Consider the following 26,239-nt stretch of genomic DNA (forward strand, 5'->3'; position numbering starts at 1 on the left):
GGGAGACCCTCCCGCAGCGCTGGACTCACCGTAAGGCGTGGCGTTAGCCATAGGGTCAAATTACTTGCGTAGGGAAGGAACTTTGAAGAAACACAGGGGTGTAGGGGAGCCAGTACTGCAGGAGGGTCTCCCGACCTAGGTATCTGGCGTGTGTAAGGGTGTAAGGGCAACGCCTAGAGCGCGAGCGCCGAACGGTGTAGGGGTGTTAGGGAAAAAGGTGTTTCTTTCATTCGTTGCGGGTGGCGCGCCGCCCGTCGGGCGCTCTCAAGAAAGCTCTTTGAGGTGTGCTTAGCTTCGCTAAAATCAAGTAAGTACACCAGTGATTGTATATTAATCTTTATCAAGAATGGACAAGGATTTCCCATTGCGCAGCATCTACTATCTTCCGGCTAATGATTGGTTAAACATCACCTTTAGGTTGTGCCTTGCTTTACTCGTTGGGGGAATAATTGGCATAGAACGCCAAATTAGACACAAACCAGGTGGTTTGCGAACTCATATGCTAGTGAGTTTTGGTGCAGCTGTGTTCACTCTCGTATCTTTGTTGACAGGTGCAGATAAACCAAATGGTGATGCTCTCTCGCGAGTGATTCAGGGTATTGCTGCTGGTGTAGGATTCCTTGGTGCAGGAGAAATTGTACGTCCATCTTCCCAAGAATCAGGGCGAACTGAAATTAAGGGACTCACCTCAGCAGCAGCTATTTGGGTTTGTGCGGCTTTGGGTATTGCTGCTGGATGTGGTTTGTGGCAATTAGGATTAATAGCAGCTTCCTTGTCTTTGTTAGTTCTAAACGTTTTTAAACGATTTGAGAAGTAGGATTAGTGAAATAAGTGGACAGATGTGTTTAATGTCTGCAGCGAGTGAAGCATTCGCCCTTAACGTGCCCTCTGGGCATACGCGGCGGACATGTTTACGATTATTTATGTCCACTTACTTATTAATTGATGATTTCTAATTTATAAGTAAGTCGGCACGAGAAAACCTATCTATCTATGTATGTATGTTTCGTTTGGTAAAAAACTGTCAAATGAGCTATTTCTAAACTATTTGCTTACTTGACGTTTCGTTATATAGATTCATTTTTAAACGCCGACTTACTTAACTCATTAAATATAGTTAGCTTATGATGATTTTTTTGCATATTATAACACAGGCTTAACTGAACCGTATTGATCTATCGAACGGTAACGAGGTAAAATATTAAGATGCAATAATTACATGGAAAATTTAGTTAATGATATCAAAAAAACAGTGTATAAGTTTAATGATTCTAGCAACACTATTTGGTGTTAGTGCTACTGCGGCAAGTGCTTTGGAACGGCGTACGGACAAGGAAATACCTATCAATGAGTTATTTAAAGAAATCTATCAGGCTGATATAAGCAGTAACAATTTGAACGCTGTACTTTGGATGCCATTCGAGTATTGGAAAGCTTCATTATCACATGATAAACAAGTTTCTCCTGAGGTAAAAAAATTGCTAGAGTCAGAGCTTGGTTCAGTATTTATCCTTGCCGTCGTACAAGCAGAGTCATCTCCTCAAACAAACTTGAATTTTAATTTTTTTCCTGAAGAAACGGTACGAAGAGGGCTAAAAGTTATACATGTTAGTCGTGATGGACAATTAAGAACTTTAAAGTTAGTAGAAAAAAATAGTAATTTTATGAATGTTCTTAAAGAGACTATTCGCCCAATGTTGTCACAAATAGCAGGTCAGATGGGTGATAATTTTTGGTTATTTGTGTATAGCGATATTGATTCTTCAGGTAGACGTCTAGTTTCACCTTATGAACCCGGAGAACTAAGGGTATCCCTTGGAGATAGAAGGGGTATTCAAAAGTCTCAAATAAAATTTGAGTTTCCTTTCAATTCGCTTTTTGTGCCAAGAATGTGTCCTAATGGCAAGCCTGCACACGTGTCATGGAAATATTGTCCATGGGATGGCACTCGGCTTTCAAACTAGAAATCTGATGCATTCGAAAGGGAACCAAATTTGTAGCTAAATCCAGAATACAGACAGAGAAAGCATTCTGGCTAATAACCAATAACTGTTTTTGATATCTTACCAGAATCCACACAAAGAATTTGCGAGGAATTTAGCCACTGTGAATCAAAAGAACCCAAATGAGTTGTGGTGATTAGGGTTTGAAAACGATCTTGAATGGCATCGAGTAGCTGATTCTGTCGAGATGGATCAAGTTCTGCTAAGACATCATCAAGTAGTAGCAGGGGTGGTTCGCCAACCACTTGTTCTATAAGTTCCAATTCTGCTAGCTTTAAGGCTAGTACTAGGGTTCGTTGCTGACCTTGAGAACCGTATTGACGGCATGGTGTTTGATTAATTGTCAATTCTATTTCGTCACGATGAGGACCAACAAGGGTTGTACCTTGATGTAACTCTTGCCAAGCACGCTGCTCTATTTTTTCTAAAAAAGCTTGCTGTACTTGCTCTGGATTGTTCTGGTCTAATGAAACATTGGGTGAGTACTTAAGTTGTAGAATTTCTGTACCACCACTGATACTAGCGTGCCAAGCACTAGCAATAGGGGCTAGTCGCTGTATGGCACGATCGCGTCGTCGAATCACCCGTGTTCCTGTCGTAGCCAACTGTGCATTCCAAATATCTAACTCAGAATGTTGTGGAGTTTGGGCTTTTGAACTTGTCAGATGCAGTGGTTTTTCTTGTGGACGCGCAGCCGTTTCCCGTAACGATGGCGACTGGTGTTGCAAAGTGCTTTTCAAGAAGGCATTGCGCTGCCGCAAAACCTGGTTATATTGCTGTAGAATATGAGCATAGACAGGTTCAAGTTGGATTAACAGAGTATCCAGCCAGTTTCGGCGACCTTCAGGGCCACCGCGAATAAGATCTAAATCTAAACTAGAAAACTGTACTGCATTCAGGACACCAAGAAAATCCATTTGACGCCGCAGAGTTTCACCATTTAAACCAACGGTACGGCGACCATTTCGACGCAAGGTGAGAGCAAGGTCACTGATGCCAGTTTGTCGCTCTAAAGTGCCAACAAGCATGGCTATGGTTTCTCCATCTTGAATTAAATCGCGATCGCGTGCCATTCTGTGCGATCGCAATGTTGCCAGCAATTCCACCGCCTCCAACAAATTGGACTTGCCCTGAGCATTATTGCCTACCAAAATTGTTTTGGGAGCACTAAACTCAACTTGCTGCTGTTTATAGTTGCGAAATTGTCGCAGATGAAGGGTTTTCAGGTACATATGCTATTGAGACTCCCCGGATTGCTTACTGCTTTGACTTTAGCGGAGCTTTCCTTTAGGAATCGCCTGTGACAAGCCGTCCCTTGAACGCACTGCAGAACTGGCAAAAGCTAATAATGCACTCCGAGGTAGTATCTGTCCTCAGACATTAGTCTACAGCCACGCCTAAAGTATGGTAGAAAGCAAGCTAAGCCTCCTAGTAACCTCATGTTCCTTCAGACTTGCTGGAAACTTCTGTCAGAGAACAATTTGTAGATAGAGCAACCTACCTACAAGTAACTAGACTGTACCACCTGCAGCTTGAAAACGAGCACGAGCGCGTTTGTATGCTTGGTTTGCTTGGATTTGGCTTTGGCGCTCTTCTGCTTGTACTTGATTCAAACGGGTTTCAGCTTCATTCAAAGCAGCACGGGCTTCCTCAATGTTAATTGCGTCACCCCGCTCAGCACTGTTTACTAGAATTGTGACTTCATCTTTTTCAACTTCGGCAAAGCCACCCAACAGGGCGATCGCTGTCCAACCCTGATTTTTCTCAGCACGCACTCGCATAACGCCCGTATCTAGGGCTGCTAACAGTGGTGCGTGTCCGCTGAGGATACCGAGTTGACCGGTGGTGCTGGGCAAAATGACTTCTTCAGCTGGGGCGTCCCACACAGTTTGATCTGGGGAAATTACACGAACAGTCAATGTCATATTTCAGTTATCAGTTATCAATTATCAGTTATCAGTGAGCCAGCGCGAATGACGGGTCTCCCGACCTAGGCGACTGCGAACCCGAAGGGTTATCGGTCATCAAGTATCAGTGAACAGTGATCAGAATTAGTATGATAACTGTTCACTGATAACTGTTCACTGAATATTAGCCTTTGAGTTTTTCGGCTTTGGCGACTGCCTCGTCAATATTGCCGACCAAGTAGAAAGCCTGCTCTGGCAGATTATCGAATTCTCCAGCAAGAATTCTCTGGAAGCCTTTGATGGTTTCTTCCAGCTTCACGTACTTACCAGGAGAACCGGTGAACACTTCTGCCACAAAGAACGGCTGGGACAAGAAACGCTCAACTTTGCGTGCACGCTGCACAGTCAGACGGTCATCTTCAGACAGTTCGTCCAAACCGAGAATTGCGATGATGTCTTGGAGTTCCTTGTAACGCTGTAGTGTTGATTGTACAGCACGAGCAGTGTTGTAGTGTTCTTCGCCAACAATATTGGGTTGCAACATGGTGGAAGTAGAATCTAGGGGGTCTACCGCTGGATAAATTCCCTTAGATGCCAAACCCCGAGATAGTACAGTTGTTCCATCCAAGTGAGCGAATGTGGTAGCGGGTGCGGGGTCGGTTAAGTCGTCGGCTGGTACGTATACCGCTTGAATTGAGGTAATTGACCCTTCGTTGGTGGAAGTGATGCGCTCTTGCAGTGCACCGACGTCGGTTCCTAATGTTGGCTGATATCCTACAGCAGAAGGCATCCGTCCCAACAGAGCTGACACTTCTGAACCTGCTTGCACAAATCGGAAGATATTGTCAACAAACAGCAGCACGTCTTGCTTGTTCACATCGCGGAAGTACTCTGCTATTGTCAACCCAGATAGACCTACCCGCATTCTTGCTCCGGGTGGCTCGTTCATCTGACCGTACACTAGGGCAATCTTCGATTCGTTGAGGTTATCTTTGTTGATTACCCCAGATTCAATCATTTCATTATAAAGGTCATTGCCCTCACGGGTGCGCTCACCTACTCCCGCGAACACTGACACTCCACCGTGTTGTTGTGCGATGTTGTTAATCAACTCCATCATAATGACGGTTTTGCCTACGCCAGCACCGCCAAATAGACCAATCTTACCACCGCGCCGATAGGGAGTTAGCAGGTCAACAACTTTAATCCCGGTTTCAAACACGGAAGGTTTGGTTTCCAAGTCTGTGAATTTGGGAGCATCCCGGTGGATGGGCAATTTTTCCTCAGAATCGACAGGTCCCCTATTGTCCACAGGTTCGCCCAAAACGTTGAAAATCCGACCCAGCGTGACTTTACCAACAGGCACACTGATAGGAGCGCCAGTATCAGTAACTTCAAGACCACGCACTAAGCCATCGGTAGTACTCATGGCGACAGTTCGGACTTGGTTGTCACCTAGCAGCTGCTGCACTTCGGTAGTAACTGAAATTTCTTGTCCTGCTTCGTTAGTGCCTTTGATAGTCAAAGCGTTGTAGATTTGAGGCATTTTCCCGTTGGGGAACTTGACATCAACAACCGGACCAATAACTTGGGTAATGTAACCAATGTTTGTTTTTTCTGCTGTGGTGACCATGCTGAGCCTTAATGATTGAAGCTATATTTGGGATCGGGTCCTCAAGGACATAAGATTTTGCTCTTGTCTCTTCAAGATTAGCACTGAACGATCCCCTCTATTGCGCTTAAATTTCTCCTTAAGAATCAGGCTGTTGAGCGGTAATTAGGTTATGCTCAATATCCGCGTCTAAAAAAAGTTCAGATTGAACAAAGAAGGTTTTATCACGGTCACAGTTAAATCCAATCGTGAAAACTAACTGTATTTCTTGCTGTGTAAGAATTTTGGCGCGACCATGCCTACTGATTACAGCGTAAATAAGCGTACAACAAAAAGGCATACAATACCTTATCAGTTATCATCGTTATCATCGTCATCATCGTCATCATCGTTATGATCATATCTAGTACCTGGCAACGATGTAGGCGTTGTGGTTGGCTGTACAGTTGATGTAGGCGCTGTAGTTGATTGTGTTGATGAAGGTAAAAAAGAAGTCTTTCTCAACACCAATGCAATTACACCAAGGACTATGGCAGCAGTTGCAGTTGTAGATAAGACTATAACTTTAACTTTTTTGTATTTGTTTTTATCCTCAATTTTCATGTTTAAGTTAAATCTAGTCATAGAAGGTTACAATTTCTGAACTGTTACCAACAACTGTCTACAGGTTAGTGTGTGTCGTTTAGGGGTGTGGTCAAAAGTCGTTGGTAGAAGGTAAAGTTGATAGCCCGTGGTTTTGCATAAAAAGAAATGACCAAAACATGGATTTAGCTGACGGTTTCCATCAGCTAAATCCATGTTGGTGTCAGAGATTACTTCAACGGTTCAAGCTTATACAGCAATAGCCATGTACGTTAGGACATATAATTAGATGAGCGCTGTTGAATATATATGGCTCTAGCCAGGGGACGAGGGGCGAGAAACAAAGATGTTTTGGCAAAACGTCTCTACTGTATTGCTTATCACCAACTGTATTGCCTTTACAGCAGCTTGTCAGGAGTTATTGGCAACTCGCGAATGCGCTTTCCTGTTGCATGATAGATAGCATTGGCAACTGCTGCTGCAACGCCAGTAATCCCGATTTCACCAACACCGCGCACGCCCATCTTACTAATGTGTGGGTCGGGTTTATCAATGAATAGCACGTCAATGTCAGAGACATCTGCTTGCACAGGAACGTGGTAATCTGCCAAGTTACGCACAACGAAACGACCGCTTTGTTGGTCGAGTACTGTCTCTTCCATTAATGCCATGCCTAACCCAAAAGTGATACCGCCTAGAATTTGGCTCCGTGCTGTTTTGTGGTTGAGGATGCGTCCAACATCAATAGCGCTCACAAAGCGGGTTACGCGTACCTGTCCCAAACGTGGATGAACGCGCACCTCCACGAAGTGTGCACCAAAAGATTGAAATGCATACTGTTGCATGTCGGAGTTTTCATCTTTGCCAACGCAGATTCTTACGACTTTGTTGTCCGTTCCTTGTTGTGACTCCGAGGCAGCAGTGTTTGCGATCGCTTCAACTTCTACTATCGGCAAATTATTACGCTGTAAAAGTTCCGCGTAAGTTTCACCTCTTGATGGCTCGTTGTTGAGGAAAACACGTCCGTTCTCGGTTGAAATTGCCTCTTGGGCGACTCCATACAATGGTGACAACTCGTCATCAATCGCAAGGCGAATCACCCGACTACGTAATTCTTGTGCGGCTCCTTGCACAGCGGGTGCAACACTTGCAGCTGACTGCGAACCACCAGCAACAGGTGCTACAGGCATGGATGATTCACCCAGCTTAAATTCAATTCGTTCGACACCTAGCCCAAGCACATCAGCGACGATTTGCGTCATGATAGTGTAAGTACCTGTACCAAGATCATGTGTTGCACTCGATACGATAACGCGTCCATCGGCGAAAAGTTGCGCTTTTGCTGACGCTGGAGAACGCAGCCCCGGATAGGTTGCACTGGCCATTCCCCAACCAATAAGATAGTCAGAGTCGCGCATAGAACGTGGTTTGGGGTTACGGTGTGACCAGCCAAATCTTTCTGCACCCAGTTGGTAACACTCCTTGAGATATTTGCTTGACCACGGCTTGCCTGTATGGGGATGCACATCGGCATGGTTAATAATGCGGAGTTCTACAGGGTCGATTCCTAACTCATACGCTAATTCATCAAGTCCTGATTCTAAAGCAAACATACCTGGTGCTTCTCCAGGTGCCCGCATAGCTGTTGGAGTGCCAGTGTTGACTCGAACTAAATTATGTGCCACTTCTAAGTTTGGAACTGCATAAAATTTTATACTTGTCAACCCGCACGGCTCAATAAATTCATCTACCTCGGCAGTTTGCATTGTTGTCACATGCTTAATGGCAGTAAGTTTTCCGTCTCTTGTCGCCCCAAATGCTAGTTGTTGAATAGTGCGCGAACGATGACCACAGGAGGTAAACATCTGCTGACGCGTGACCATAAGTTTGACCGGACGACCGACTAGACGTGCAGCGACTGCTGCCAAGATAGTGTGCCACCATGTAAAACCTTTGCAACCAAATCCACCTCCCACATAGTGCGATATGATACAAACATTTTCTTCAGGTATGCCAAGCGCGTCGGCGACAATATTGCGGGTACCAATCACCCACTGTGTCGCATCGTAAACTGTCAGTTGCTCACCATTCCACACGGCAATGGAAGCCGACGACTCCATTGGGTTATGATGTTCAATTGGCGTTGTGTAAGTCTGTTCAATCTTCACTTCAGCTTCGGCAAAACCTTTGGCAACATCACCTCGTTGTACTTGCAGTTCTGAACCAAAGAACTGTTTTGGTTGATATGCCTTGGGTGATTCTGATTCTATTTCAATGCTTGGCTTTTCTTCCTCATAACTAACACGAACGAGCGATGCAGCGTATTTAGCTTGCTCTAACGTTTCAGCGACAACTACGCCGATATGTTGTCCGTCATAGAAGACTTCGTCTGATTGCAATGGCACCAACTTTTCACCCAGCTTACCTTTGACCATACTTTCATCGGTCGTTGAGTTGAGTTTTGGCGCGTTGAGGTGGGTGATCACAATAAGCACACCTGGTGCTTTCTCTGCCTCAGAAGTATCAATGTCTATTATCCGACCTTTGGCAATAGTACTCTGGATGAGAACAGCATGAGCGATGTTATCTTGCGGAATCTCGGCTGCATAGCGAGCCGCACCCATAACTTTGAGTCGTCCATCAACACGGTCAATTGGTTTACCGACAATCGGCTCTCTTTGTTTTGGGGGGGAAATGATACCTGTACTCATGCTTGACCTCCTGAGATTGCTGCTACGGTCTTGAGTGCTTCTTCCAAAGTTCGTTTTGCTAACTCAATTTTGAATTGATTGTGTCGATATGGTCTAGCTTCACGCATCGCCGCATTTGCTGCTGCTGTGAAAGTCTCTTGTGTAGCTGGTGCACCGACTAATACTTGCTCTGCTTCTAATGAACGCCACGGCTTTGTTCCTACACCACCAAGAGCAATACGCGCGTTGCGAATCACTTCCTCATCTATTTCGAGGACTACGGCTGCGGATACGAGCGCAAAGGCGTAAGACGCTCTGTCTCGTATTTTTAGGTAGTGCGATCGCCAAGCTAATGGCATTTCTGGCAAATCAACTGCTGTAATAATCTCACCGTGTTCCAGTACCGTTTCCAAATGCGGTGTCTCACCAGGTAACAGGTGAAAGTCGGTGATGGGAATACTCCGCTCGCCTCTTGGTCCTTGTGTTTGCACAACTGCATCCAGCGCAACTAGCGCAACACACATATCACTGGGATGTGCGGCGATACAGTGTTCACTGGTACCTAAGACTGCATGCATCCGGTTGAAACCTTCTAATGCGGCGCAGCCTGAACCCGGCTGACGTTTGTTGCAGGCGAAGGCTGTGTCATGAAAGTAAGAGCAGCGTGTTCGCTGCATTAAGTTCCCGCCAACTGTTGCCATGTTCCGTAGTTGGGCGCTGGCTCCTGCAAGAATGGCTTCTGACAGCACAGGATAGCGCTCCTGAACTAACGAATTGTATGCAGCATCGCTGTTGCGCAATGTCGCTCCAATTCTGATACCACCGTTATCTTTAGTGACAATTTCTGTAGACGGTAATTTGCGAATATCTACAAGTTGACTTGGTGTATGTACACCTTCTTTCATCAAGTCAAGTATGTTGGTACCACCTGCAATGAACATTGCTTGTGGCTCGCGAGTGAGTGTTGCGATCGCGTCGTCTGAGTTAGCGGCGCGTACATAAGTAAATGGATTCATCCGTTTTGCCTCCGTTGTTTTGCTTGAGGTGCTCAGGCGTTTGCGTTAGAATTGTCCTCGCCGTCGCACAATTCACGAACGGCTGCAAAAATATTTGCATAAGCGCCACATCGGCAAATATTGCCGCTCATTTGTTCGCGAATGTCAGCGTCAGTTTTTGCGTGTCCTTCTAAGAGCAGTCCCACAGCAGACATAATCTGCCCTGGAGTGCAGTAACCGCACTGAAAAGCATCGTGGTGGAGAAATGCTTCTTGTACTGGGTGCAAATCTTCACCCTCGGCTAAACCCTCGATAGTCGTGATTTGCTCACCATCATATGAGACAGCAAGCGTCAGGCATGAGTTGATACGATATCCGTCACTAAGTACAGTACACGCACCGCACTGTCCGTGGTCACAGCCCTTTTTCGTACCTGTTAGTCCAATATATTCTCGTAGGACATCCAGTAGAGTGACACGCGGGTCAATCTGCAAATTGTATTCTGTACCGTTGATATGTAATGTTACTGGGATGGTACTAGTAGAAGGTACAGAAGAGGGAGAGGGCGAATTTGACTGTGGTATTTGGTCGAGTATTGAGACGCGTTTTGACGTAGTTGTGCTCGTGTTCTCCATGTTCTCGCTCCTTTAAGAAGGCTCTTGGGTATTTTATAACCACAGATGAACATAGATACATTAGTCTATTTATGTACATCTATGGTTTTATTTTCATCAATTTAACCGTATTAAAAGTTTAATTTTGTGAATGATTGTTTTTACTTATAACCGACAGCAGCTTGTCCAACATAATTGGTAACGTATATTAAGCTCTGTATCATTAACATGAGCTACCACAGACAAGCAACTTCTTTATACTTTTTAGATAGTATTCAAAGCAGATTTAGTATAATCTCTAAAAAATTTAACTTTTCTGTAAAAGTGATGAAAAAGATAGAGGTAAATCTAGCGGGAGTGTGCTAAAGCTACTGTCAGTTCCACTTTTGACTTGACTGTCGGCTGAATTTTGAATTTCCATTTTTTAAATCGCAATAGCAAGTTTAATATAGAACTAGAAAAAAGCTTTATACGCGTTTTCGTCTTTTTTTTGAACGTATATTCAAGAACATCTGCTTATGAACTTCTCGTCAGCGCGGCAATATTTTGAGCAACAAATTCAGCAGCCTGATGAGCATATTGACTTAGCAAAGGCAGCTTTATATATTGCACAGGAAGAATATCCCAACATCGACCCAGAGGAATATCTTAATGCTTTTGATACAATGGCTGTGGAGCTAGAAGAACGCTTACCATCCCAGAGATATCCCCTGCGAGTTATTCAAAGTATCAATCAGTATCTCTATTATGATCTGGGATTTGCTGGAAATCAAAAAGATTACTATGACCCTCGCAACAGCTTTTTAAATAATGTCATTGATCGTCGCTTGGGAATTCCTATTACCTTAGCACTTGTTTATATGGAGGTCTCCCGAAGAATAGACTTTCCTACAGTAGGAGTAGGAATGCCAGGACATTTTCTGATTCGTCCTGATATTCCAGATACGGAGATTTTCATTGATGCGTTCAATTTTGGGGAAGTCATGTTTCCACAAGATTGTCAAGAACGCCTCAATCAAGTTTATCAACAACCCGTGCCGCTGCAACCAGAATTTTTGGCAACAGTGAGTAAGAAGCAGTTTTTAGCACGGATATTGGCGAATTTGAAATATATTTACCTGAATCAGCAGGAGTTGGAAAAAGCTTTAGCAGCCGTTGAACGGATTTTACTACTGTTTCCTGGCGCGGCATTAGAATTGCGCGATCGCGGTCTTTTGTGCTATGAACTCCGTCTATTTGCTCAAGCTGCTAACGACTTGGAAACTTATCTGATAAAAGCTCCCCAAGCCGAGGATGCTGTTACAATTCGACAGATACTGAGTTTGCTTAAAAGAATGTCTTAAGTTATACTCCACCATTGGAAGGGGGTAGAAATATTTAAATTTTAATTACACTGCATAAGTAAATTTTACTGACATCTATTAAAACTAGAAAGAACTTTTTGACGGAATGACCTTTTTTTCACGGAGTTAAAACTTATGTCAGGACAAGCTCTAGGTACTGTAAACATGCCCAAATTAAGCAAAAATAGTCAAGGTGAAGCTGTCAAGATTTTACAACTACTTTTAGACAACTTTCATGGATACTCTATTGGTGTTGACGGCATTTTTGGTTCAAATACAGAAAATGCTGTCAAAGACTTTCAAAATTCTCGTGACTTTATTAATGATCCTCCAGGAGTTGTGGGTTATCAAACTTGGGAGGCTTTAGCTAATAGAGAATAATTAGTGTTTACAAAAGGTGGATCATCCCACCTTTGTCTTTCGACTAGAATAGTGGGAATTTTTTCATACTTTAGTACCTGTGTATTAGTTAAACCGGTTCTGCGATACGCTTCAAATCGAGCAGAAAGATTGTTTTTACAACTTCTTCTTCGGATAAAACAGCGACATGACTGACCATCTCAATAATAGGTTTACGATAATTGCTAGACCTTGGTAAAAAGCGAATCGTTTCTTTAGATAATTCCACTATATCGGGTGGTTCATCTACCAAAATTCCGTAGAGTTCCCGTTGTGAATTGTGTGCAACCAGCAAAAAAGATGGGTGATCAGATGAGTAAAGGAAATTATCTTCGCCTAAGAATTGATGTAGATCCAAAATCTTAATCATGTACTTACCGATCTGCACTAGCCCCATTGTTGGCAGGCTTTTGCTATTTGCAGATGATAAATTCACTACCTTGAGCACATCACTCATCGGGAGCGCAAAGAGATAATCTGCAATGTTAAAAACAAGAAACTTGTCTAACTGTGACTCGTTGTTGTGCATTAATCTCTCCTAGCAAGAACTCCAGTATTTTTCTCAAGGACATCTGTCAGTGTGCTCAACAGTATATGCTCCAGATAAGGTTTGATAATATAAGCGTTAGCTCCCAACTTTAAAGCAAGTTGGCGGTGCTTCTCACTACTTCTGGAAGTTAGCATCACAACAGGAATATTTACCAAAGTTGGGTCTTGCTGACGATCTTTGAGAAACTCAAACCCATTCATTCGTGGCATCTCGATATCACACAATACTAGATGAATATCTGTGTGAGCTTGGAGTCGTTCAATTGCTTCGTAACCGTCTTTTGCCTGAAGTACTTGATAGTCTGCTTTTTCTAAGGTCAAAGCTACAGTTTGGCGGACGGTAATGGAATCGTCCACTACGAGAATAGTTTTTTTTGGTCTTGGTTTGTGGTGACTTAGAGTTGGTGCTTCTGGCAGGGCAGTACTCGCTTGGGATAGTAATCGCGGCTGTTCTATCCTGGAGGTGAACATCAGGGGCGTTGAACTCACGCCCAGCCGTTCGCCCCTAAAAGCGCTGTTCCTTGCCCAATGACTATTATCCTGTTTTTGCCGTTGCGACAAACATTCCATCAATGCTAACCCATCAAGTACTAGCGTTAGCCGACCATCAGGTAGAATACTACTCCCGTAGATGTAAGGGGGAGGGACAATCATTGCTCCTAATGGACGGATAACCAATTCCTGATCACCGATGAGCTGATCTACTTCCAAACCGAAAAGTTTATCTTGAGAACGAATCAGAATAATTGGCAACTCAAGCTTCTGAGAAACACCATTCGGCTTGGTATTAAATACTTCAGGTTGACTGACAGATGAGAAATAATTCAGGACTTTGGTGAGTTGGTAACAAGGAATCAGTTTCATAGAAGCACCCTGACCCCACCGCAGGACTTTGCCTTCTTCCCAGGAGCGAATCTGGTCTGCTTTAGGAATAAGAACTTCCTCGATAGAATTAGTAAATAAGGCGTAGATTTGGTCGCCAGCTTGAAAAAGCAGTAAGTTGGCCAGCGTTAAGCTCAGAGGAATTTGCAGTCTGAACATTGTACCTTGAGTCTGTTTAGAAAATATTTCAACAGAACCTTTAATTGTTTGCAAATGAATGCGAACAACATCCAGACCAATTCCTCGTCCAGAGAGGTCATTGATACTAGAAGCTGTAGAAAAGCCTGGTTGAAAAATGAACTCTGTTAGCTGAGCTTCATTTAGACTGCTAGCTTGTTCTGGTGAGACAAGTTGACGTTCTACCGCTTTGGCGCGAATCTTTTCAAAATCTAATCCTTGACCATCATCCCTAACTTCAATCACTAAGTACTTACCCTGATGGTAAGCAGAGATTTCAATCTGACCTTTCTCTGGCTTGCCCCGTTTTTGTCGGATTGAGTTCAATTCAATTCCGTGGTCAAAAGCATTGCGAACTAGATGCAACAGGGGATCATACAGTTTGTCAACCACTGCTTTGTCAACTAAGGTGTCACTTCCAGATAAATTCAGTGTTACCTGCTTTTTGTGTATAACTTCTAGCTGACGCAAGATACTGGGAAAGCGTTCAAACAAGTGTCTCAAGGGCAACATCCGGGCTTCCATGAGAGAATCATGGGTATGAGTTAATAACCGACGTTGTTTTTCCAAAGTCTCCTGGGACTGACGATTAAACATCTCAATAGCATCGGTTGTTTCTCCCAATTGCACCATGTCTTCTAGAAGTGATTGAACAAGATTATGAAACTCGCTGTAACTAGTCGTCAGTTCCAGAGAATCGAAATATCCTTTGTCTTGCCCATTGCGAAATAACCACTTTTGTTCTGGAACACTGAACTGGCGTTGTGACAAATCTTGTAACTGATGAAGCAACTGCTGATGTTGTTGTAGTTTTAAAAGAAGTACTCGAACAGCAGCCGACAGTTGTTCCTTTTGAAGAAATTGGCGATTTTGGTTTGTTAGCAATTCTCCGATGAGGTAATTCAGTTGTTCTAACTCCCCAACATTAACCCGCACAGTACGATTTGAGGAGGAGATGGCAGGTTCGGTAGGTGAGGAGATCAAAAGGTGGGAAGAAGTCCGCACTGGTTCTTGTTCCTGCGTTAGCGTCACCTCCTGGTGAGGCTTGGCTTCAAATCCCACAGGACATGAAGGAAAAGAGTCGCTTTGATGAGTGTTTTGATAATCAGACGCTGATTCATCAGTATCTGGTTCAGTCTCAGGTGTCGTTTGAGTTACTCCTGGGGGGTATCTCCTGTGCAGACGCTGCCCCAACGACAGTTGCTCCTGGGGGAGCTCCTCTCTGTTGGACTGCCTCACCTCCTCTTGAGCATGGACTGGTTCATTTCGGGACGCTTGAGGTAAATGCTGGAGTCGTTCCCCCAGTTTTTCTAACGCTAAGGATACTTGACCGCCTTGACTTCTGTCACCGTTTAGTACGGCTTTTCGTGCTTCTTGGAAGTTTGCCAAAGCAATGTAGCCAACAACCATCGCTTGCTCGGGATAGTTTTCCAAAGCAATCAGCGCCGTTTGAGCTATAGCTCCAAACCCTGGTAAATTTAGCGACTCAGCTAAACCAAAGAAAACCTCTGCTTGTACCCGAAGCGTAGTAGCAACTTGTTCGGAATGACCACTGGTTATGGCTGTCGCTAGCAGATCTAAGCGTTGAGTGACTCCAACTTCAAAGATGGACTGCGTTAAATCAAAGCCCAATTCTTGTGAACTGGGAAGGTAAACTTCTTGACTAAAACAGTCTCCTAACTTTTCTTGCAGTTGGGCAAAAATACTGGCGATTCGGTCGAGAATATCAACATCATTCACCCACCCTGCTGTCAGTTCAGCAGTTAGGAGTAAGCGCAAACACTCATAACTCTCGAATAGTAAAGCTTCAATTTCTTGGTCAATCGATAAGTCAGGTTTGCAAATTGCTCTAAAAATATCTTCCAACGTGTGAGCTACAGTTGTAATCGCTTCCAAACAGATGCTGGCTGCTGCTCCTTTGAGGGTATGAGTAGCACGCATCAGCGTATAAACTTTATTGACACTGAAGTCAACTCTTAGACTGAACAATTCTTGTTCTATCACTTGCAGCAGTTCTGGTGCTTCTTGGAGAAAGTAGCGGTAGCTTTGCTCTTGAATGTTTGGGTCGTTAGTCATTAGTGGTTAGTCGTTAGTTATTAGTGATACCAAGTTGCGTTCTCTTGTAGTAGCGCTTTAGGGGAGATTGCTTCGTTCCACCCTTCGGGTTCGCCAGTCGCCTCTGTCGGGAAACCCTCCTGCAGCGCTGGTCTCACTTCGTTTCACTCGCAATGACAGGTGATACTTTTGATTGCAACTTGGTATTATTAGTCATAAGTACTTACACAAAAGAATAAATAACCAAGAAAGAACTCCGCAGAGTAGGAATATACCCTACAGGCACGCAATGCAAAGGCGTAGCATTTCCTTGATTTTGATTTTGAGTTCTGACCACTGTATTCTTTTGAAAAAGCAACAAATGACTAATATTTATTCATCAATCGACCTTGAACTGGTCAGCACTAGTTTGGAGATTTTGAGCCATTGCTAAGATTTCCTTAAAAGATGTGGAAATTTCCATCGAATCCTCCTTTGTATTGTTGGCAATATCTGCCACTTCTGTCATAGTTTGTGTGACTGATTGGATGCTTTGAGTTTGTACTTGTGTTGTTTGCGTAATACCTTCCACAAGTTGGCTGATTTGAGTCGTGGCTGCAACAATGGCGTTTAGATTTTGGCGAGCTTCATGTACCTGCGTTGTTCCTGTCGCAACTTGCTGAATCGCATTTTCCATAGCTACAGAAACTTCTGCTGTGCCCTTTTGGATTTCTTGAACCAGCTGCTCTATCTCAGTTGCTGCTTCAGCAGACTGACGCGCTAAAGAACGCACTTCATCGGCGACAACAGCAAAACCACGTCCATACTGTCCGGCTCTGGTTGCTTCAATTGCTGCATTTAAGGCAAGCAGTTGAGTCTGAGTTGTAAAGTTGCTAATCAAATTCACGACTTTGGAAACCTTTTGAGAAGATTCCGAGAAGCGCTTAAGGCGCTTACTGGTTTCTGCCACTGTTTCCCGAATGTCAAGAATTCCATCCACAGTCCGGTTCATAGCTGCATCTCCTTGCTGAATGGTCTGGTTTGCCACCTGCACTGCTTCTTCCACCTGTTGGGCGTTTGTGGTTACGGCTTTTGTGGAATTGACCATCGTTTGGATTTGCTCCAAAGCATGAGTTAAGAATTGAAACTGCTGCTGCGCTTGGGTGGCTAAACCAACGATAGAAGATTCGTTTGCTTGAGAGGTTTGAGCGAGTTGTCTCGATGCTGTCTGCACCTGCATGACGATTTTTCGCAGGCTTTGCAGGGTGACATTATAAACGTCGGCGATCGTACCTACTTCACCTTCGGTCACAGGTAAGCGAATAGTCAGGTTCCCTTGTAATGCTGGTTGCACTGCTGACAGCAACTGCATAACTTCTCGTTGAAGTTGCTCTTTAGCTGCTCTTTCCCTTTCGCTTGCTTGAACCAATTGCTGTGCTTGAGTTTTTAGTTGCTCCAAGTATTCTGCTTGTTGTAAAGCAAGACCAACTTGCACCCCTACGTGAGCTACCAAGTTGAGATCTATTTGCTCCCAATGACGTGGTGCATCATTCTGATAAGCTCCCAATAATCCCCAAAGTTGGTCGCCCTTAAAGACAGGAGCAACTATAGAAGCCTTTGTTCCCCACCTTTCTATGAGTTCAATGTAGCATTCATCGCATCCAGAAGCTCTGAGATTATCAATGCTGAGAGTTTCTCTACGGCGAAACCGACCACCTTTTGTTTCTTGAAGACAAGTATCGTCAGCTCGAGCTAGCTCAGTTCCCACAACTTTAACCCAATCGCTGCCAACATCCTCAACGATAAATTCACCATTCCAGTCAGGATCAAAGCGGAAGATAGCGATTCGGTCAGCTTTAAGCAGTCTCCGTAATTCCGAGACAGCCATCTTGAGCAGGTTGTCAAGTGAAAAATTCTCTTGAATCAGAGCTAAGCCGAGTCTATACACCAGTTTGCTGTAAAGTGTTTCCTGTTCAACTGACTTGGCTAACTTCTGTGATTGCACACGCAGTTCTTTAATATACTCTGCCTGTTGTAAAGCGACTCCCAGTTGCGAGGCAATCTGCATCAGTACCTTAATTTCAGCTTCTTCCCAGTGCCTTGGTCCACTGTGTTGAAACGCTGACAACAAGCCCCAGAGTTTTTGTCCTTGGAAGATAGCAACCACTAAGAACGATTTAACCCCAAATCCCTCTAAGGTTTCTATATGGCAATCAGATAGATTGGCTTTGTAGATATCATCCGCAAAATAAGGTTCATTGTCACGTAATCTACCACCTTGATGTTCTTGCACATAGCTATCTTCCCAACCGCTACCAACTAATTTAGACCATCCGCCGGACTCAGACTCAACGATAAAGTCACCGAAATAATCTGGACGAAATTTGTAGATAGCCAATCGCTCTACACCCAGAAGTTTCCTGATTTCCTGTGTTGCTGTTTTAAAAATGGTGTCTATATCCGATGTTTGACGAATCTTTTCAATAACCTTGGCTGCGCCTCGTTCTCGCTCTGCAGTTCTGGCTATGTGAGTGGCTTGCTCCTGTAGTTGTTTGAGGTACTCTGCCTGCTGTATGGCTATCCCTAGTTGATTGCTAATTTGGGTCATCGCCTTAATTTCATGCTCTTGCCAATCACGCGGACTAGAGTTTTGATATGCCGCTAATAAACCCCAAAGCCTGTCTCCTTTGACAATCGGAGTAATGACGTAAGCTCTTGTTTGCAACCGCTCCAAAGTGTCAATGTAACAAGGTAAAAATCCTGCTTGGTAAATATCGCTGACAACCCGAAAGTTTGTTTTAGTGGAAAATCGTCCCCCTTGAGTTTGTTGGAGATAGGTGTCTGTAATACTGGCTTTTCCTCCACCAAGAATTTTGGCACTGCACTCGCTAACGTTTTGTGGCAGGGTGGGGTTGTCAAATTGCTCCTGCATTACAGATTTCCATTCACTGGATACCGACTCAGCAACAAACTCACCGCTCCAATCTAAATTAAAGCGATAAATAACGACACGCTCTGCCTTGAGGATATTTCGGACTTCATAAGTTGTCGTCTTGAAAATGGTGTTAATGTCAGATAATTGACGAATTCTATCGATCGCATTCGCCACGATTTGCTCCCGCTGGGCCGCCAGTTGCTCTGATTTCAGTTTTAGTTGAGCTGCTGCCTTAATCTGCCTGAGAATAATGCTGAGACGACTACTGACTAGTGACAACAGAGCAACCTCAGAATCTTGCCAGCGTCGAGGTCCAGAGTTCTGATACACACCTAGTAAACCCCAAAGTTGTTCCCCTTCAAAAATTGGGGCAATGATGTAGGCTTTACTCTGGTATTTCTCTAGAGTTTTGATGTAGCAGTCAGAAAAACCAGCAGCATAGATGTCGTCCACACGATTAATTGTCTTGCCCTTGACAAAATCTCTTCCTTGTGTATCCTTCAGGTAGGTGTCACTGTGAAACCTAGCAACATTGCCAAACATCTTCACCGTGCAGCGGTCATAATCCAATGTATCTTTTGATTTCAAACTGACGTCTTTCTCTTGCTCTTGCATCAAAGCAACCCAGCCCGAGGCGAGAGATTCAGCAATAAATGCGCCACTCCAATCAGGGTATAAGCGATAAACAACGACTCGGTCAGCCTTGAGAAACTGTCGCAGTTCTTGGGTGATGTTGCCAAGGATAACGCTTGTATCAGAAGATAGTGGTATTTGTTCCAAGATTTGAGCTAAAACCTTTTCTTGCTTAGCCTCCTCTTTTTGTTGGCTAAGAAGTTCTACTGTTTGTAAATTTAGCCTCAGTTCAGTGACAATTTGGTAAAGCAGGCTCACTTCAGCTTCTTGCCATTGACGAGAAGCTGAACATTGCTGCATCACAAGCAAGCCCCAGACTTGTTCATCTATGACAATGGGCAAACTCAGACTGGCTTGGACTTGGTAATGTTTGAGTAGTTGGAGTTGATAAGCACTCTTGACGTTTTCGTAAACATCGTCTTGGATAACGACTTGCTGTTGTTGGTAGCTGTGTTGATTTTCACTGCCAAAGGCGATCGCACTCAGAGATTCCCCCAGGCTTGGAGTATATCCTGCTACCATTGATTCTGTTGCTACGATGCCATGCCTTTCAGACTGAAAACGGTAAATGAGCGCCCGATCTACCTGTAAAAGCTTACGAACCTCAATGACTGTAGTTCTTAACAAGGTGTCAACATTTTCTGCTTGACGCATCTGAGCGAAAATGCTGAATAATTTTTGCCGAGTCTGCTTCGTATGTTGCTCACAAGCGACAGCCAGATGAGTTTGATATTCTGTTTGCAACTGTTGAACGCACTTTTCCAGCAGAAGAACTTTTTGCTGAGCTTCAGGTTTTAGTGAATCTCCTAGAAGATCTGCTTTAATAGCATTCACTAATTCAGAAGCTTGATGTAACTCAGAATAACCGATGAACTCTGCTGTTTTTACATTACCATTTTGGGACTGGGAATCAAATATCTGCTTGGTTTGCTCAAAATCCTGTAAAACCATGTTTACATCCTTGAAGATTATCGTTTGATGATTGCTAAGAAACTGTTGTTCGGTGTATTTGCCACAGGGGATACTGAGTAATTGCTGTGACATCTAACACAATATTGCCATTTGGCAAAGCTCCTAGAACAAAAGGTAGGAGTTTAGGAGGAAATAAGCCAGGTGCTGCTTTTTGCAGTTGTTGCAAGTCGTATGATTCAATGTCATCAACTTGTGGTACTACTAGACCTATAGCTTGTTCGTTGACCTTAACGACTATTGCCACAGGAGTTGCCTGCATCGTCAGATGAGGATATCCAATAAGATGGTTTAAGTCTAAAAGCCACAGCATTTCTCCTCGCCAGTGACAAATTCCCAAAATACAACTTGGCATTTCAGGAATAGGTAGAATGGATGCTAAATTAACCCGCGATATTTCGGCAATTTGTTCTAGAGGTAATAGTCCACTATCCTGAAGTCCAAGGGGAAAGCGAAGCAATTTAGAAAGGTTAATTTCTGGGAGGAGTGGATTTAGTTCCAGTGGCTCAAAACTAGTCACTGCGAGTACAGATTTCGGTTCTGTCTGCATAATTTGTTTAGTTCTAAATTATCGTTACAAATTGCTATTCGATTAATTTTTTAATCCCAAATTGCGAATAACTAAGTGATTTTTCTACGCCAATATTGAAGCTGTGAAGTTAATTGCTGAATTGTTTGAACTAAGTGTTGGTGGTTTACTGGTTTAGGTATATAAGCATCAGCTCCCAACATCGAACCCCAAAGTTTATCAGCTTCTGTTCCTTTGGTTGAACACATCACGACTGGGATTCCTTGGGTATTAGCATTGGTCTTCAGTTCACGGCATAATTCAAACCCACTTTGTCCTGGTAAAATGACATCAATAATAACCAAATCAGGCGTCTGAAATTGCAATTTTAGCTGTGCTTCTTCACTGCTGATAGCAGTGACGACCGTTAAACCTGCTTGCTTGAGATAACTAGTTAACACTTGAGTTTCTGTCAAGCTATCTTCAACTAAAAGCACTGTGGTCATAAAAAACGTTCCTGTATACTCGGGAATAGGGAACTGTTAACTCTTAACAGAACCTCGTAAAATCTCACTTTTGCAAAAGGTCTATTAATAACTAATGATCCTGTGGCGCTCCGCCACGCCAAAAGGCTATCGGGTATGCCTGCAAAACGTCGTAAACGTTCATGCGTAGCCTGCGCTTTGCGATGAGCGCCAGTCGCTTGAGCCAGTGGAAAACAAGGACTGCATAGCGCTGGCTCACTAATGACCAGTGATTAATGACCAGTGACTAATGACCAGTGACTAATGACTAATGACTAATGACTAATGACTAGTGAATTTAATTGGATAGAAATCTACTTATCTAAAAACTAAACTTGAACTGTTTGTAGATGAGTTGATTGCACAGCCAGAGGAGTTGGTAGATGCTTCTGTAAAACTTTTAGTACCTTTTCTTTGGTAATGGGCTTTGCTAAAAAGCCAGAGGAGCCAACTATCTTTGATCTCACTCTATCAATTATACCGTCACTGCTAGTAACAATAACTACTGGCGTATTTTTGAAAGCTGATACGCGGCGAATTTGAGTACAGATTTCATACCCGTTGGCGATCGGCATGATTAAGTCTAAGAAAATGAGATTTGGTTTGTACTCTAGCAAAATTGGCAGTGCTGTGACTGGGTCTTGAATATTGACATACCTATAGCCAGCTAGCTTTAGAATCTCGCTCATTATGAGATTCTCGCTTTGGCTATCATCTATGTAGGCGACTATTGAGGCAGTCTCTTTAGGTTGAATCAATTCTATTTTTGGAGAGTCAAAGGTTGACTGAGGGCGATTGTTCTCCTTACTCGGTTCCGTTAACTCTGGAGTTTGAAAGGAGGTAATCTCTTTAGGTTGAATCAAGTCTATTTTTGGAGAGTCAAAGATAGAGTCAGGAGTAGTGTTATCCGTACTCAGTCCCATTAACTTTGGAGTTTGATGGAAGTCAGTTTTTGTTGAGGGGTTGGGTAAGATTTGAGACGATGAAGTATGTGTTTTGTTCCCAACTAAAACAGCTGAAGCTTGGGTTTGTTTTTGCCTGGAGGGCGCTGATATCGTTGCTCTGGGAACTCTTAAGTCTGGGACGTTTAAGAGTTCTATAACACCCTGATGGGCTAAATCCTGTACAATTGTTGCCGCAGTTGTCACACTTTGTCTGGTGTGTAAGGCGATATCCCAAATTGTGTTTTCACCATTAATGAGTTGCCTGAGACGGAAGAGAGTTTTAGAGATTTTTAAATTTTGTTCAGAAGTAAATTGTTTAAAAATCGGTGCCATGTCAGGGCAAAGTGTTCCTAAACCCATCTTTCGCCATTGCTTGCACAGATCAAGGGCTGTGTATAACGATTGATTTACTTCTATTAGGGCAATAGGATACAGTTTTTTAGGCAACCAAACGCTTTTCAAGTCTGAATGAGCTACTAAGCTAAATAAAACCTCTTCAACTATTTTTTCAATAATACTTTTTGCACTCGTCAGACTTATCTGGTTTTTATTAATACTTTCGTTCAGTAAGTGATATTCCCACAGTTCATTCTCTTTCAAATTACGAGCATCAAATATCAAGTTAGGGCAATCTTGCTTTAGTGCTCTATACCAACGTCGAACACGGTGAACTCCTCCCGTAGCATATAGCAAACGTCCTAAGAAGAAATACAGATGCCACTCGTTAGCCCCTGATGAAAAAATTAGTTCTCCACTAGCTCGTTGCTGACTTAACGCTGCTAAGCTTTGAGCAATATTCGTGAAGCTTGGAGGGACTGGTTGCATTAGGCAATTTTCCTTCATGAAAAGTTACTTATTTTCTCTTGGAAGTTGCACCCAGTGGTTTTTAATATATTAGGTTTCGGTTTTTACTGCTAAACAGCAATACTTCGGCTCAATACTTGTGGTAGACAAATGTTATTCCAATGATAGATCAGCAATATTACGTAAAAACAATCAAATTTTAAAGAATTATGAAGAAAGTCTTAAGCAAATTAACTCATTTCACTCTTAGAATGAGTGTGATTTTGGATCACAAGCAGTCGCTCAGCTACATAAGCTCGCTATACTACTGCCATGATAGAAGGAACAAATTGCTGAAATTGGTAAACTGGAAATTTTTATGTAAAAACATAAGATACAACAGAAAAATTATTTGAGTTCGGAATCAGCAAATTATATGAACAGCGATATAGCAGTAGAAAAATTGCGCCGCTACAAAGAGTATGGGGAATCTGTCATCCAAAGCCTTGAGTTGGTTTCACAAAACCCACCTCCTCAAGAAAGTTGGGTTCCTAGTAATCTTCATGAAAGTATCCAGCGCCTTCAGCAGTCTGCTCAAAGAACGGTGCAACTTGCATCCTCGCCAGTCAAAATCGGTATCATGGGGGAATTCAGTAGTGGAAAAACTTTACTTTTAGGCAGTTTGATTGGTTACGCAGATGCTTTACCAGTCAGTGAAACCCCCACGACAGGAAATGTGACTGCTATCCACCTTGTTCAACAACCAAACTTTCAAACAACGAAACTTGGCAAGTTTACAGTTGAATATCTTTCTAATGAAGGAGTAAAAGAGTGTCTGCGCTTTATCTTAGAGGAAGCGCAGCAACGAGCAAAAGCTACAGAACTTCCTGACTCACAGCTTGATGCTTTAAAAAGTTTACACCCCACGCGAGAAGTTGACATTAACGGTATCCTAAGATGGTGCGAGCAAGCGTGGAAGCTGCAAAGTTTGGAACTACGCTCTGTGCTTAAGGAACTGGTTGCTTTTGTCCGTACCTACAGCGCTTATAAAGAAGATATCTGTGGTAAAAGTTACCAAATTGACAACACGACTGCTCACAAAGGACTAAGACTTGCACAAGCGCCGATAAATATTTTAGAACTTAGCTTTGACCATTTGCCCTCTACTCCCAAACGCTGGGAGAATTTAGCACAGCCATCAGCTCAAGATTTGCAAAATAGCTTCTCGCTGATTCGTCGTGTAGATGTGACGGTTGAAATATCAAAAGAAATTTGGGATTTGTCTTCTTTACAAGGGACTAATGAATTTATTCTTTTAGATTTTCCAGGATTGGGATCTGCTGACTCTGGTGTGCGAGATGCTTTTTTATCTTTACGAGAACTCACAGATGTACAAACTATTCTGTTGCTGGTTAACGGTAGATATCCTGGTGGTGCAACCGCAGCGAAAATCCGCAGTATGCTAGAACGGGATAAGGGACAAGACCTGAGAGACCGTATTATTGTAGGTGTAGGGCGCTTTAATCAACTTCCCCTGACAAGCAGCGATGAACGGATTATTGATGAGCTTTTGTATGAGATGCTACTTTCAGAAGAAGTTGTTCTTGATGAACTCGGTATTCTGAAATTGGCGATCGCCAGCGCCAACAATTTGACAACAGAAAAAAAGAATATTGTTTTGTTGTCCCAACTTTATGGATTAACAAAACTCGCAGAACTTTCTTCTCTTGTACAAGTTTGCTCAAAAGAATTCTTAAGCGAACTGGACAAACCCAACAAACCAGAGGAAACTGAACTGCGGCAGAAATGGCAGCAATTAAGTGAAATGCTACCTTCTTCTAGTATCTTACACAAACAATTGAGTGACTATGCTGAAGATGGTGGTATTGGAAGATTACGTTCATTACTGAAAGAACATGTTGCCCTTCATGGTATGAAGCAACTTCTAGAAGACACTCAAAGAGCTGCTGAGGCTTTGCGCAAAGAGCAGAATAATCTCAACAATTTGCTTGAAGAAATCCCCGCTTACATACCAGTTGAGGAAAGTTCTACTTTTTTCACCCTGCGGGAAGCAATTGAATATGTTGTCACAACCTACAGACGATTTCAAGAAGATTTAGAGAAGCAGCCGATTTTAAAAAACCGTCATAGTATAGCGGTGAGCGAAGTTGTAAAAAATGAATTAACAAATAAAATCTTCTTTGATTGGAGCGAATGGACTTTGCTTTTTGATCGAACCCAAAATGGCACAATATCTCTAAGCAAAAGTGAAAGCATTTTTGATGAAGATGAAGTGGACGATACTATTCCGACAAAAAGCGATGATTTTTATGCAGCATTTGTCAACACTGTTAAAGAGATGCAAGGTTTTGCCCATGAGCAAACCACAGAGGCTGTAACAGACTTATTCAATAAATTATCTACTGATGTACAACTAGAACGCGAAAAACTCAGTTCAATTTTGCTACCAGAAAAGGAAAAGCAAATTGAACAAAAATTTGGAAAAAGTCAAGTCCGCTTTTTCAGAAATCTCTTGCGTGCTGTTGATCCTGCTAAGAAATGGCAAAATCTGATCATTCAACACAGTGGACTGGCTAGTAGTGCTGCTCCTATTAATGCTGACATTTTATTCCCTTTAGCACGCAAGGACGACAAGCATCAAAATGGTCAAATCTTTGACTGGAGTCCTGATAAACAGTTTCGTGTTCCCCCTAGACCATTCAATCACCAAATTGCCGTTTTGCGACTGCGAGATGAAATAACTGCTAGTGCAGGGTTGCATCTTGTGCAGTATGTGAGTCAGTTAACTAAACAGGTAAAATCTTCTTTTTCGAGAGCGTTGAAAGAAATTGTAGATAATTTGCAAGAACTTTTAAAGTCGAAAAATGAACCTTTACTCAGATACATAGCATCTGCACAAGAGGAAACCTCGACTCCTGTTCCACCGTGGTTAGAAACTCTTTCTCAAATTCCAACAATTTCTTATCCACAGGAGATGAGTCATTAGTTAATTGGTTAGTTGTTAGTTGTTAACAATAATACTACAGCAATTCCAGATAGCTAGTGAACAAAAAAGATAAAAACAAACCGCAAAGAGCGCATAGACACGTAAGCGCAAGCGCACGCCCAGAGGGCGAACGCCCAGCATGTCCCCTT

At 43.1% G+C, this 26,239-nt stretch carries 18 protein-coding genes; 5 read left to right on the forward strand and 13 right to left on the reverse strand.

From position 1 onward, the window contains the following. Positions 1-346 precede the first annotated feature (346 nt). Positions 347-817, forward strand: coding sequence for an MgtC/SapB family protein (locus AC5590_RS18765; RefSeq protein WP_246163056.1), 471 nt, complete (start codon positions 347-349; stop codon positions 815-817). 418 nt (positions 818-1,235) lie between these two features. Next, positions 1,236-1,964 carry a hypothetical protein gene (locus AC5590_RS18770; RefSeq protein WP_498823639.1) on the forward strand — a complete coding sequence of 243 codons (729 nt, stop codon included), beginning with the start codon at positions 1,236-1,238 and terminating at the stop codon, positions 1,962-1,964. Between the two features lie 71 nt (positions 1,965-2,035). Here the strand turns inward: AC5590_RS18770 and recF are convergent, their stop codons facing one another. The 7 genes from recF to AC5590_RS18805 form a co-directional block, all read right to left on the reverse strand. Then, a complete protein-coding gene (recF, locus tag AC5590_RS18775; RefSeq protein WP_169265012.1) occupies positions 2,036-3,235 on the reverse strand; it encodes a DNA replication/repair protein RecF in 1,200 nt (399 codons plus the stop codon). A gap of 279 nt (positions 3,236-3,514) precedes the next feature. Further along, the gene (gene atpC, locus AC5590_RS18780) at positions 3,515-3,928 is read right to left on the reverse strand and encodes an ATP synthase F1 subunit epsilon (protein WP_169265013.1); all 414 of its coding nucleotides are present in this window, start codon (positions 3,926-3,928) and stop codon (positions 3,515-3,517) included. A 166-nt stretch (positions 3,929-4,094) separates the two neighbouring features. After that, positions 4,095-5,543, reverse strand: a complete 1,449-nt coding sequence (gene atpD / locus AC5590_RS18785; RefSeq protein ID WP_169265014.1) for a F0F1 ATP synthase subunit beta — start codon at positions 5,541-5,543, stop codon at positions 4,095-4,097. Between the two features lie 330 nt (positions 5,544-5,873). Beyond that, positions 5,874-6,125 (reverse strand): hypothetical protein, encoded by a 252-nt coding sequence (locus tag AC5590_RS18790; protein WP_169265015.1) that lies wholly within the window; start codon positions 6,123-6,125, stop codon positions 5,874-5,876. Positions 6,126-6,502: 377 nt separating this feature from the next. Continuing rightward, complete coding sequence (locus AC5590_RS18795; protein WP_169265016.1) at positions 6,503-8,815, reverse strand: xanthine dehydrogenase family protein molybdopterin-binding subunit; 2,313 nt, start codon at positions 8,813-8,815, stop codon at positions 6,503-6,505. Beyond that, entirely contained in the window at positions 8,812-9,810 is a 999-nt protein-coding gene (locus AC5590_RS18800) for an FAD binding domain-containing protein (protein WP_169265017.1), read from the reverse strand. Before AC5590_RS18800 ends, AC5590_RS18795 begins: the two co-directional genes overlap by 4 nt. 32 nt (positions 9,811-9,842) lie before the next feature. Then, positions 9,843-10,424 carry a (2Fe-2S)-binding protein gene (locus tag AC5590_RS18805; protein ID WP_169265018.1) on the reverse strand — a complete coding sequence of 194 codons (582 nt, stop codon included), beginning with the start codon at positions 10,422-10,424 and terminating at the stop codon, positions 9,843-9,845. Between the two features lie 497 nt (positions 10,425-10,921). On the opposite strand from AC5590_RS18805, the gene AC5590_RS18810 reads away from it, so the two are divergent. Together AC5590_RS18810 and AC5590_RS18815 are read left to right on the forward strand one after the other, a co-directional pair. Beyond that, positions 10,922-11,746 (forward strand): SirB1 family protein, encoded by an 825-nt coding sequence (locus tag AC5590_RS18810; protein ID WP_169265019.1) that lies wholly within the window; start codon positions 10,922-10,924, stop codon positions 11,744-11,746. A 135-nt stretch (positions 11,747-11,881) separates the two neighbouring features. Then, positions 11,882-12,127, forward strand: a complete 246-nt coding sequence (locus AC5590_RS18815) for a peptidoglycan-binding domain-containing protein (protein ID WP_169265020.1) — start codon at positions 11,882-11,884, stop codon at positions 12,125-12,127. An 88-nt stretch (positions 12,128-12,215) separates the two neighbouring features. Here AC5590_RS18815 and AC5590_RS18820 read toward each other — a convergent pair whose 3' ends face one another. The 6 genes from AC5590_RS18820 to AC5590_RS18845 form a co-directional block, all read right to left on the reverse strand. After that, positions 12,216-12,674 (reverse strand): chemotaxis protein CheW, encoded by a 459-nt coding sequence (locus AC5590_RS18820; protein ID WP_169265021.1) that lies wholly within the window; start codon positions 12,672-12,674, stop codon positions 12,216-12,218. Then, positions 12,674-15,829 (reverse strand): hybrid sensor histidine kinase/response regulator, encoded by a 3,156-nt coding sequence (locus AC5590_RS18825; RefSeq protein ID WP_169265022.1) that lies wholly within the window; start codon positions 15,827-15,829, stop codon positions 12,674-12,676. The genes AC5590_RS18820 and AC5590_RS18825 overlap by 1 nt, the downstream gene beginning before the upstream one ends. Before the next feature lie 358 nt (positions 15,830-16,187). Then, positions 16,188-20,306, reverse strand: coding sequence for a GAF domain-containing protein (locus tag AC5590_RS18830; RefSeq protein WP_169265047.1), 4,119 nt, complete (start codon positions 20,304-20,306; stop codon positions 16,188-16,190). A gap of 34 nt (positions 20,307-20,340) precedes the next feature. After that, a complete protein-coding gene (locus tag AC5590_RS18835; protein WP_169265023.1) occupies positions 20,341-20,874 on the reverse strand; it encodes a chemotaxis protein CheW in 534 nt (177 codons plus the stop codon). Positions 20,875-20,945: 71 nt separating this feature from the next. Next, a complete protein-coding gene (locus tag AC5590_RS18840) occupies positions 20,946-21,338 on the reverse strand; it encodes a response regulator transcription factor (RefSeq protein WP_169265024.1) in 393 nt (130 codons plus the stop codon). Between the two features lie 347 nt (positions 21,339-21,685). Continuing rightward, on the reverse strand, positions 21,686-23,125 hold the full coding sequence (locus AC5590_RS18845; RefSeq protein ID WP_169265025.1) for a response regulator: 1,440 nt from the start codon (positions 23,123-23,125) through the stop codon (positions 21,686-21,688). Between the two features lie 394 nt (positions 23,126-23,519). Here AC5590_RS18845 and AC5590_RS18850 point away from each other — a divergent pair, with 394 nt between their 5' ends. Then, a complete protein-coding gene (locus AC5590_RS18850; protein WP_169265026.1) occupies positions 23,520-26,090 on the forward strand; it encodes a dynamin family protein in 2,571 nt (856 codons plus the stop codon). The last annotated feature ends 149 nt before the right edge of the window (positions 26,091-26,239 follow it).

Source organism: Brasilonema octagenarum UFV-OR1 (genome assembly GCF_963888615.1).
Lineage (GTDB): Bacteria > Cyanobacteriota > Cyanobacteriia > Cyanobacteriales > Nostocaceae > Brasilonema > Brasilonema sennae.

Bases quoted from the DNA above. Each gene is read 5' to 3' on its own strand.
- AC5590_RS18840 (WP_169265024.1), bottom strand. From the start codon at position 21,338: ATGACCACAGTGCTTTTAGTTGAAGATAGCTTGACAGAAACTCAAGTG.
- recF (WP_169265012.1), bottom strand. From the start codon at position 3,235: ATGTACCTGAAAACCCTTCATCTGCGACAATTTCGCAACTATAAACAG.
- AC5590_RS18805 (WP_169265018.1), bottom strand. From the start codon at position 10,424: ATGGAGAACACGAGCACAACTACGTCAAAACGCGTCTCAATACTCGAC.
- AC5590_RS18790 (WP_169265015.1), bottom strand. From the start codon at position 6,125: ATGAAAATTGAGGATAAAAACAAATACAAAAAAGTTAAAGTTATAGTC.
- AC5590_RS18765 (WP_246163056.1), top strand. From the start codon at position 347: ATGGACAAGGATTTCCCATTGCGCAGCATCTACTATCTTCCGGCTAAT.
- atpC (WP_169265013.1), bottom strand. From the start codon at position 3,928: ATGACATTGACTGTTCGTGTAATTTCCCCAGATCAAACTGTGTGGGAC.
- AC5590_RS18850 (WP_169265026.1), top strand. From the start codon at position 23,520: ATGAACAGCGATATAGCAGTAGAAAAATTGCGCCGCTACAAAGAGTAT.
- AC5590_RS18825 (WP_169265022.1), bottom strand. From the start codon at position 15,829: ATGACTAACGACCCAAACATTCAAGAGCAAAGCTACCGCTACTTTCTC.
- AC5590_RS18835 (WP_169265023.1), bottom strand. From the start codon at position 20,874: ATGCAGACAGAACCGAAATCTGTACTCGCAGTGACTAGTTTTGAGCCA.
- AC5590_RS18800 (WP_169265017.1), bottom strand. From the start codon at position 9,810: ATGAATCCATTTACTTATGTACGCGCCGCTAACTCAGACGACGCGATC.
- AC5590_RS18845 (WP_169265025.1), bottom strand. From the start codon at position 23,125: ATGCAACCAGTCCCTCCAAGCTTCACGAATATTGCTCAAAGCTTAGCA.
- AC5590_RS18830 (WP_169265047.1), bottom strand. From the start codon at position 20,306: ATGGTTTTACAGGATTTTGAGCAAACCAAGCAGATATTTGATTCCCAG.
- atpD (WP_169265014.1), bottom strand. From the start codon at position 5,543: ATGGTCACCACAGCAGAAAAAACAAACATTGGTTACATTACCCAAGTT.
- AC5590_RS18815 (WP_169265020.1), top strand. From the start codon at position 11,882: ATGTCAGGACAAGCTCTAGGTACTGTAAACATGCCCAAATTAAGCAAA.
- AC5590_RS18770 (WP_498823639.1), top strand. From the start codon at position 1,236: ATGATATCAAAAAAACAGTGTATAAGTTTAATGATTCTAGCAACACTA.
- AC5590_RS18810 (WP_169265019.1), top strand. From the start codon at position 10,922: ATGAACTTCTCGTCAGCGCGGCAATATTTTGAGCAACAAATTCAGCAG.
- AC5590_RS18795 (WP_169265016.1), bottom strand. From the start codon at position 8,815: ATGAGTACAGGTATCATTTCCCCCCCAAAACAAAGAGAGCCGATTGTC.
- AC5590_RS18820 (WP_169265021.1), bottom strand. From the start codon at position 12,674: ATGCACAACAACGAGTCACAGTTAGACAAGTTTCTTGTTTTTAACATT.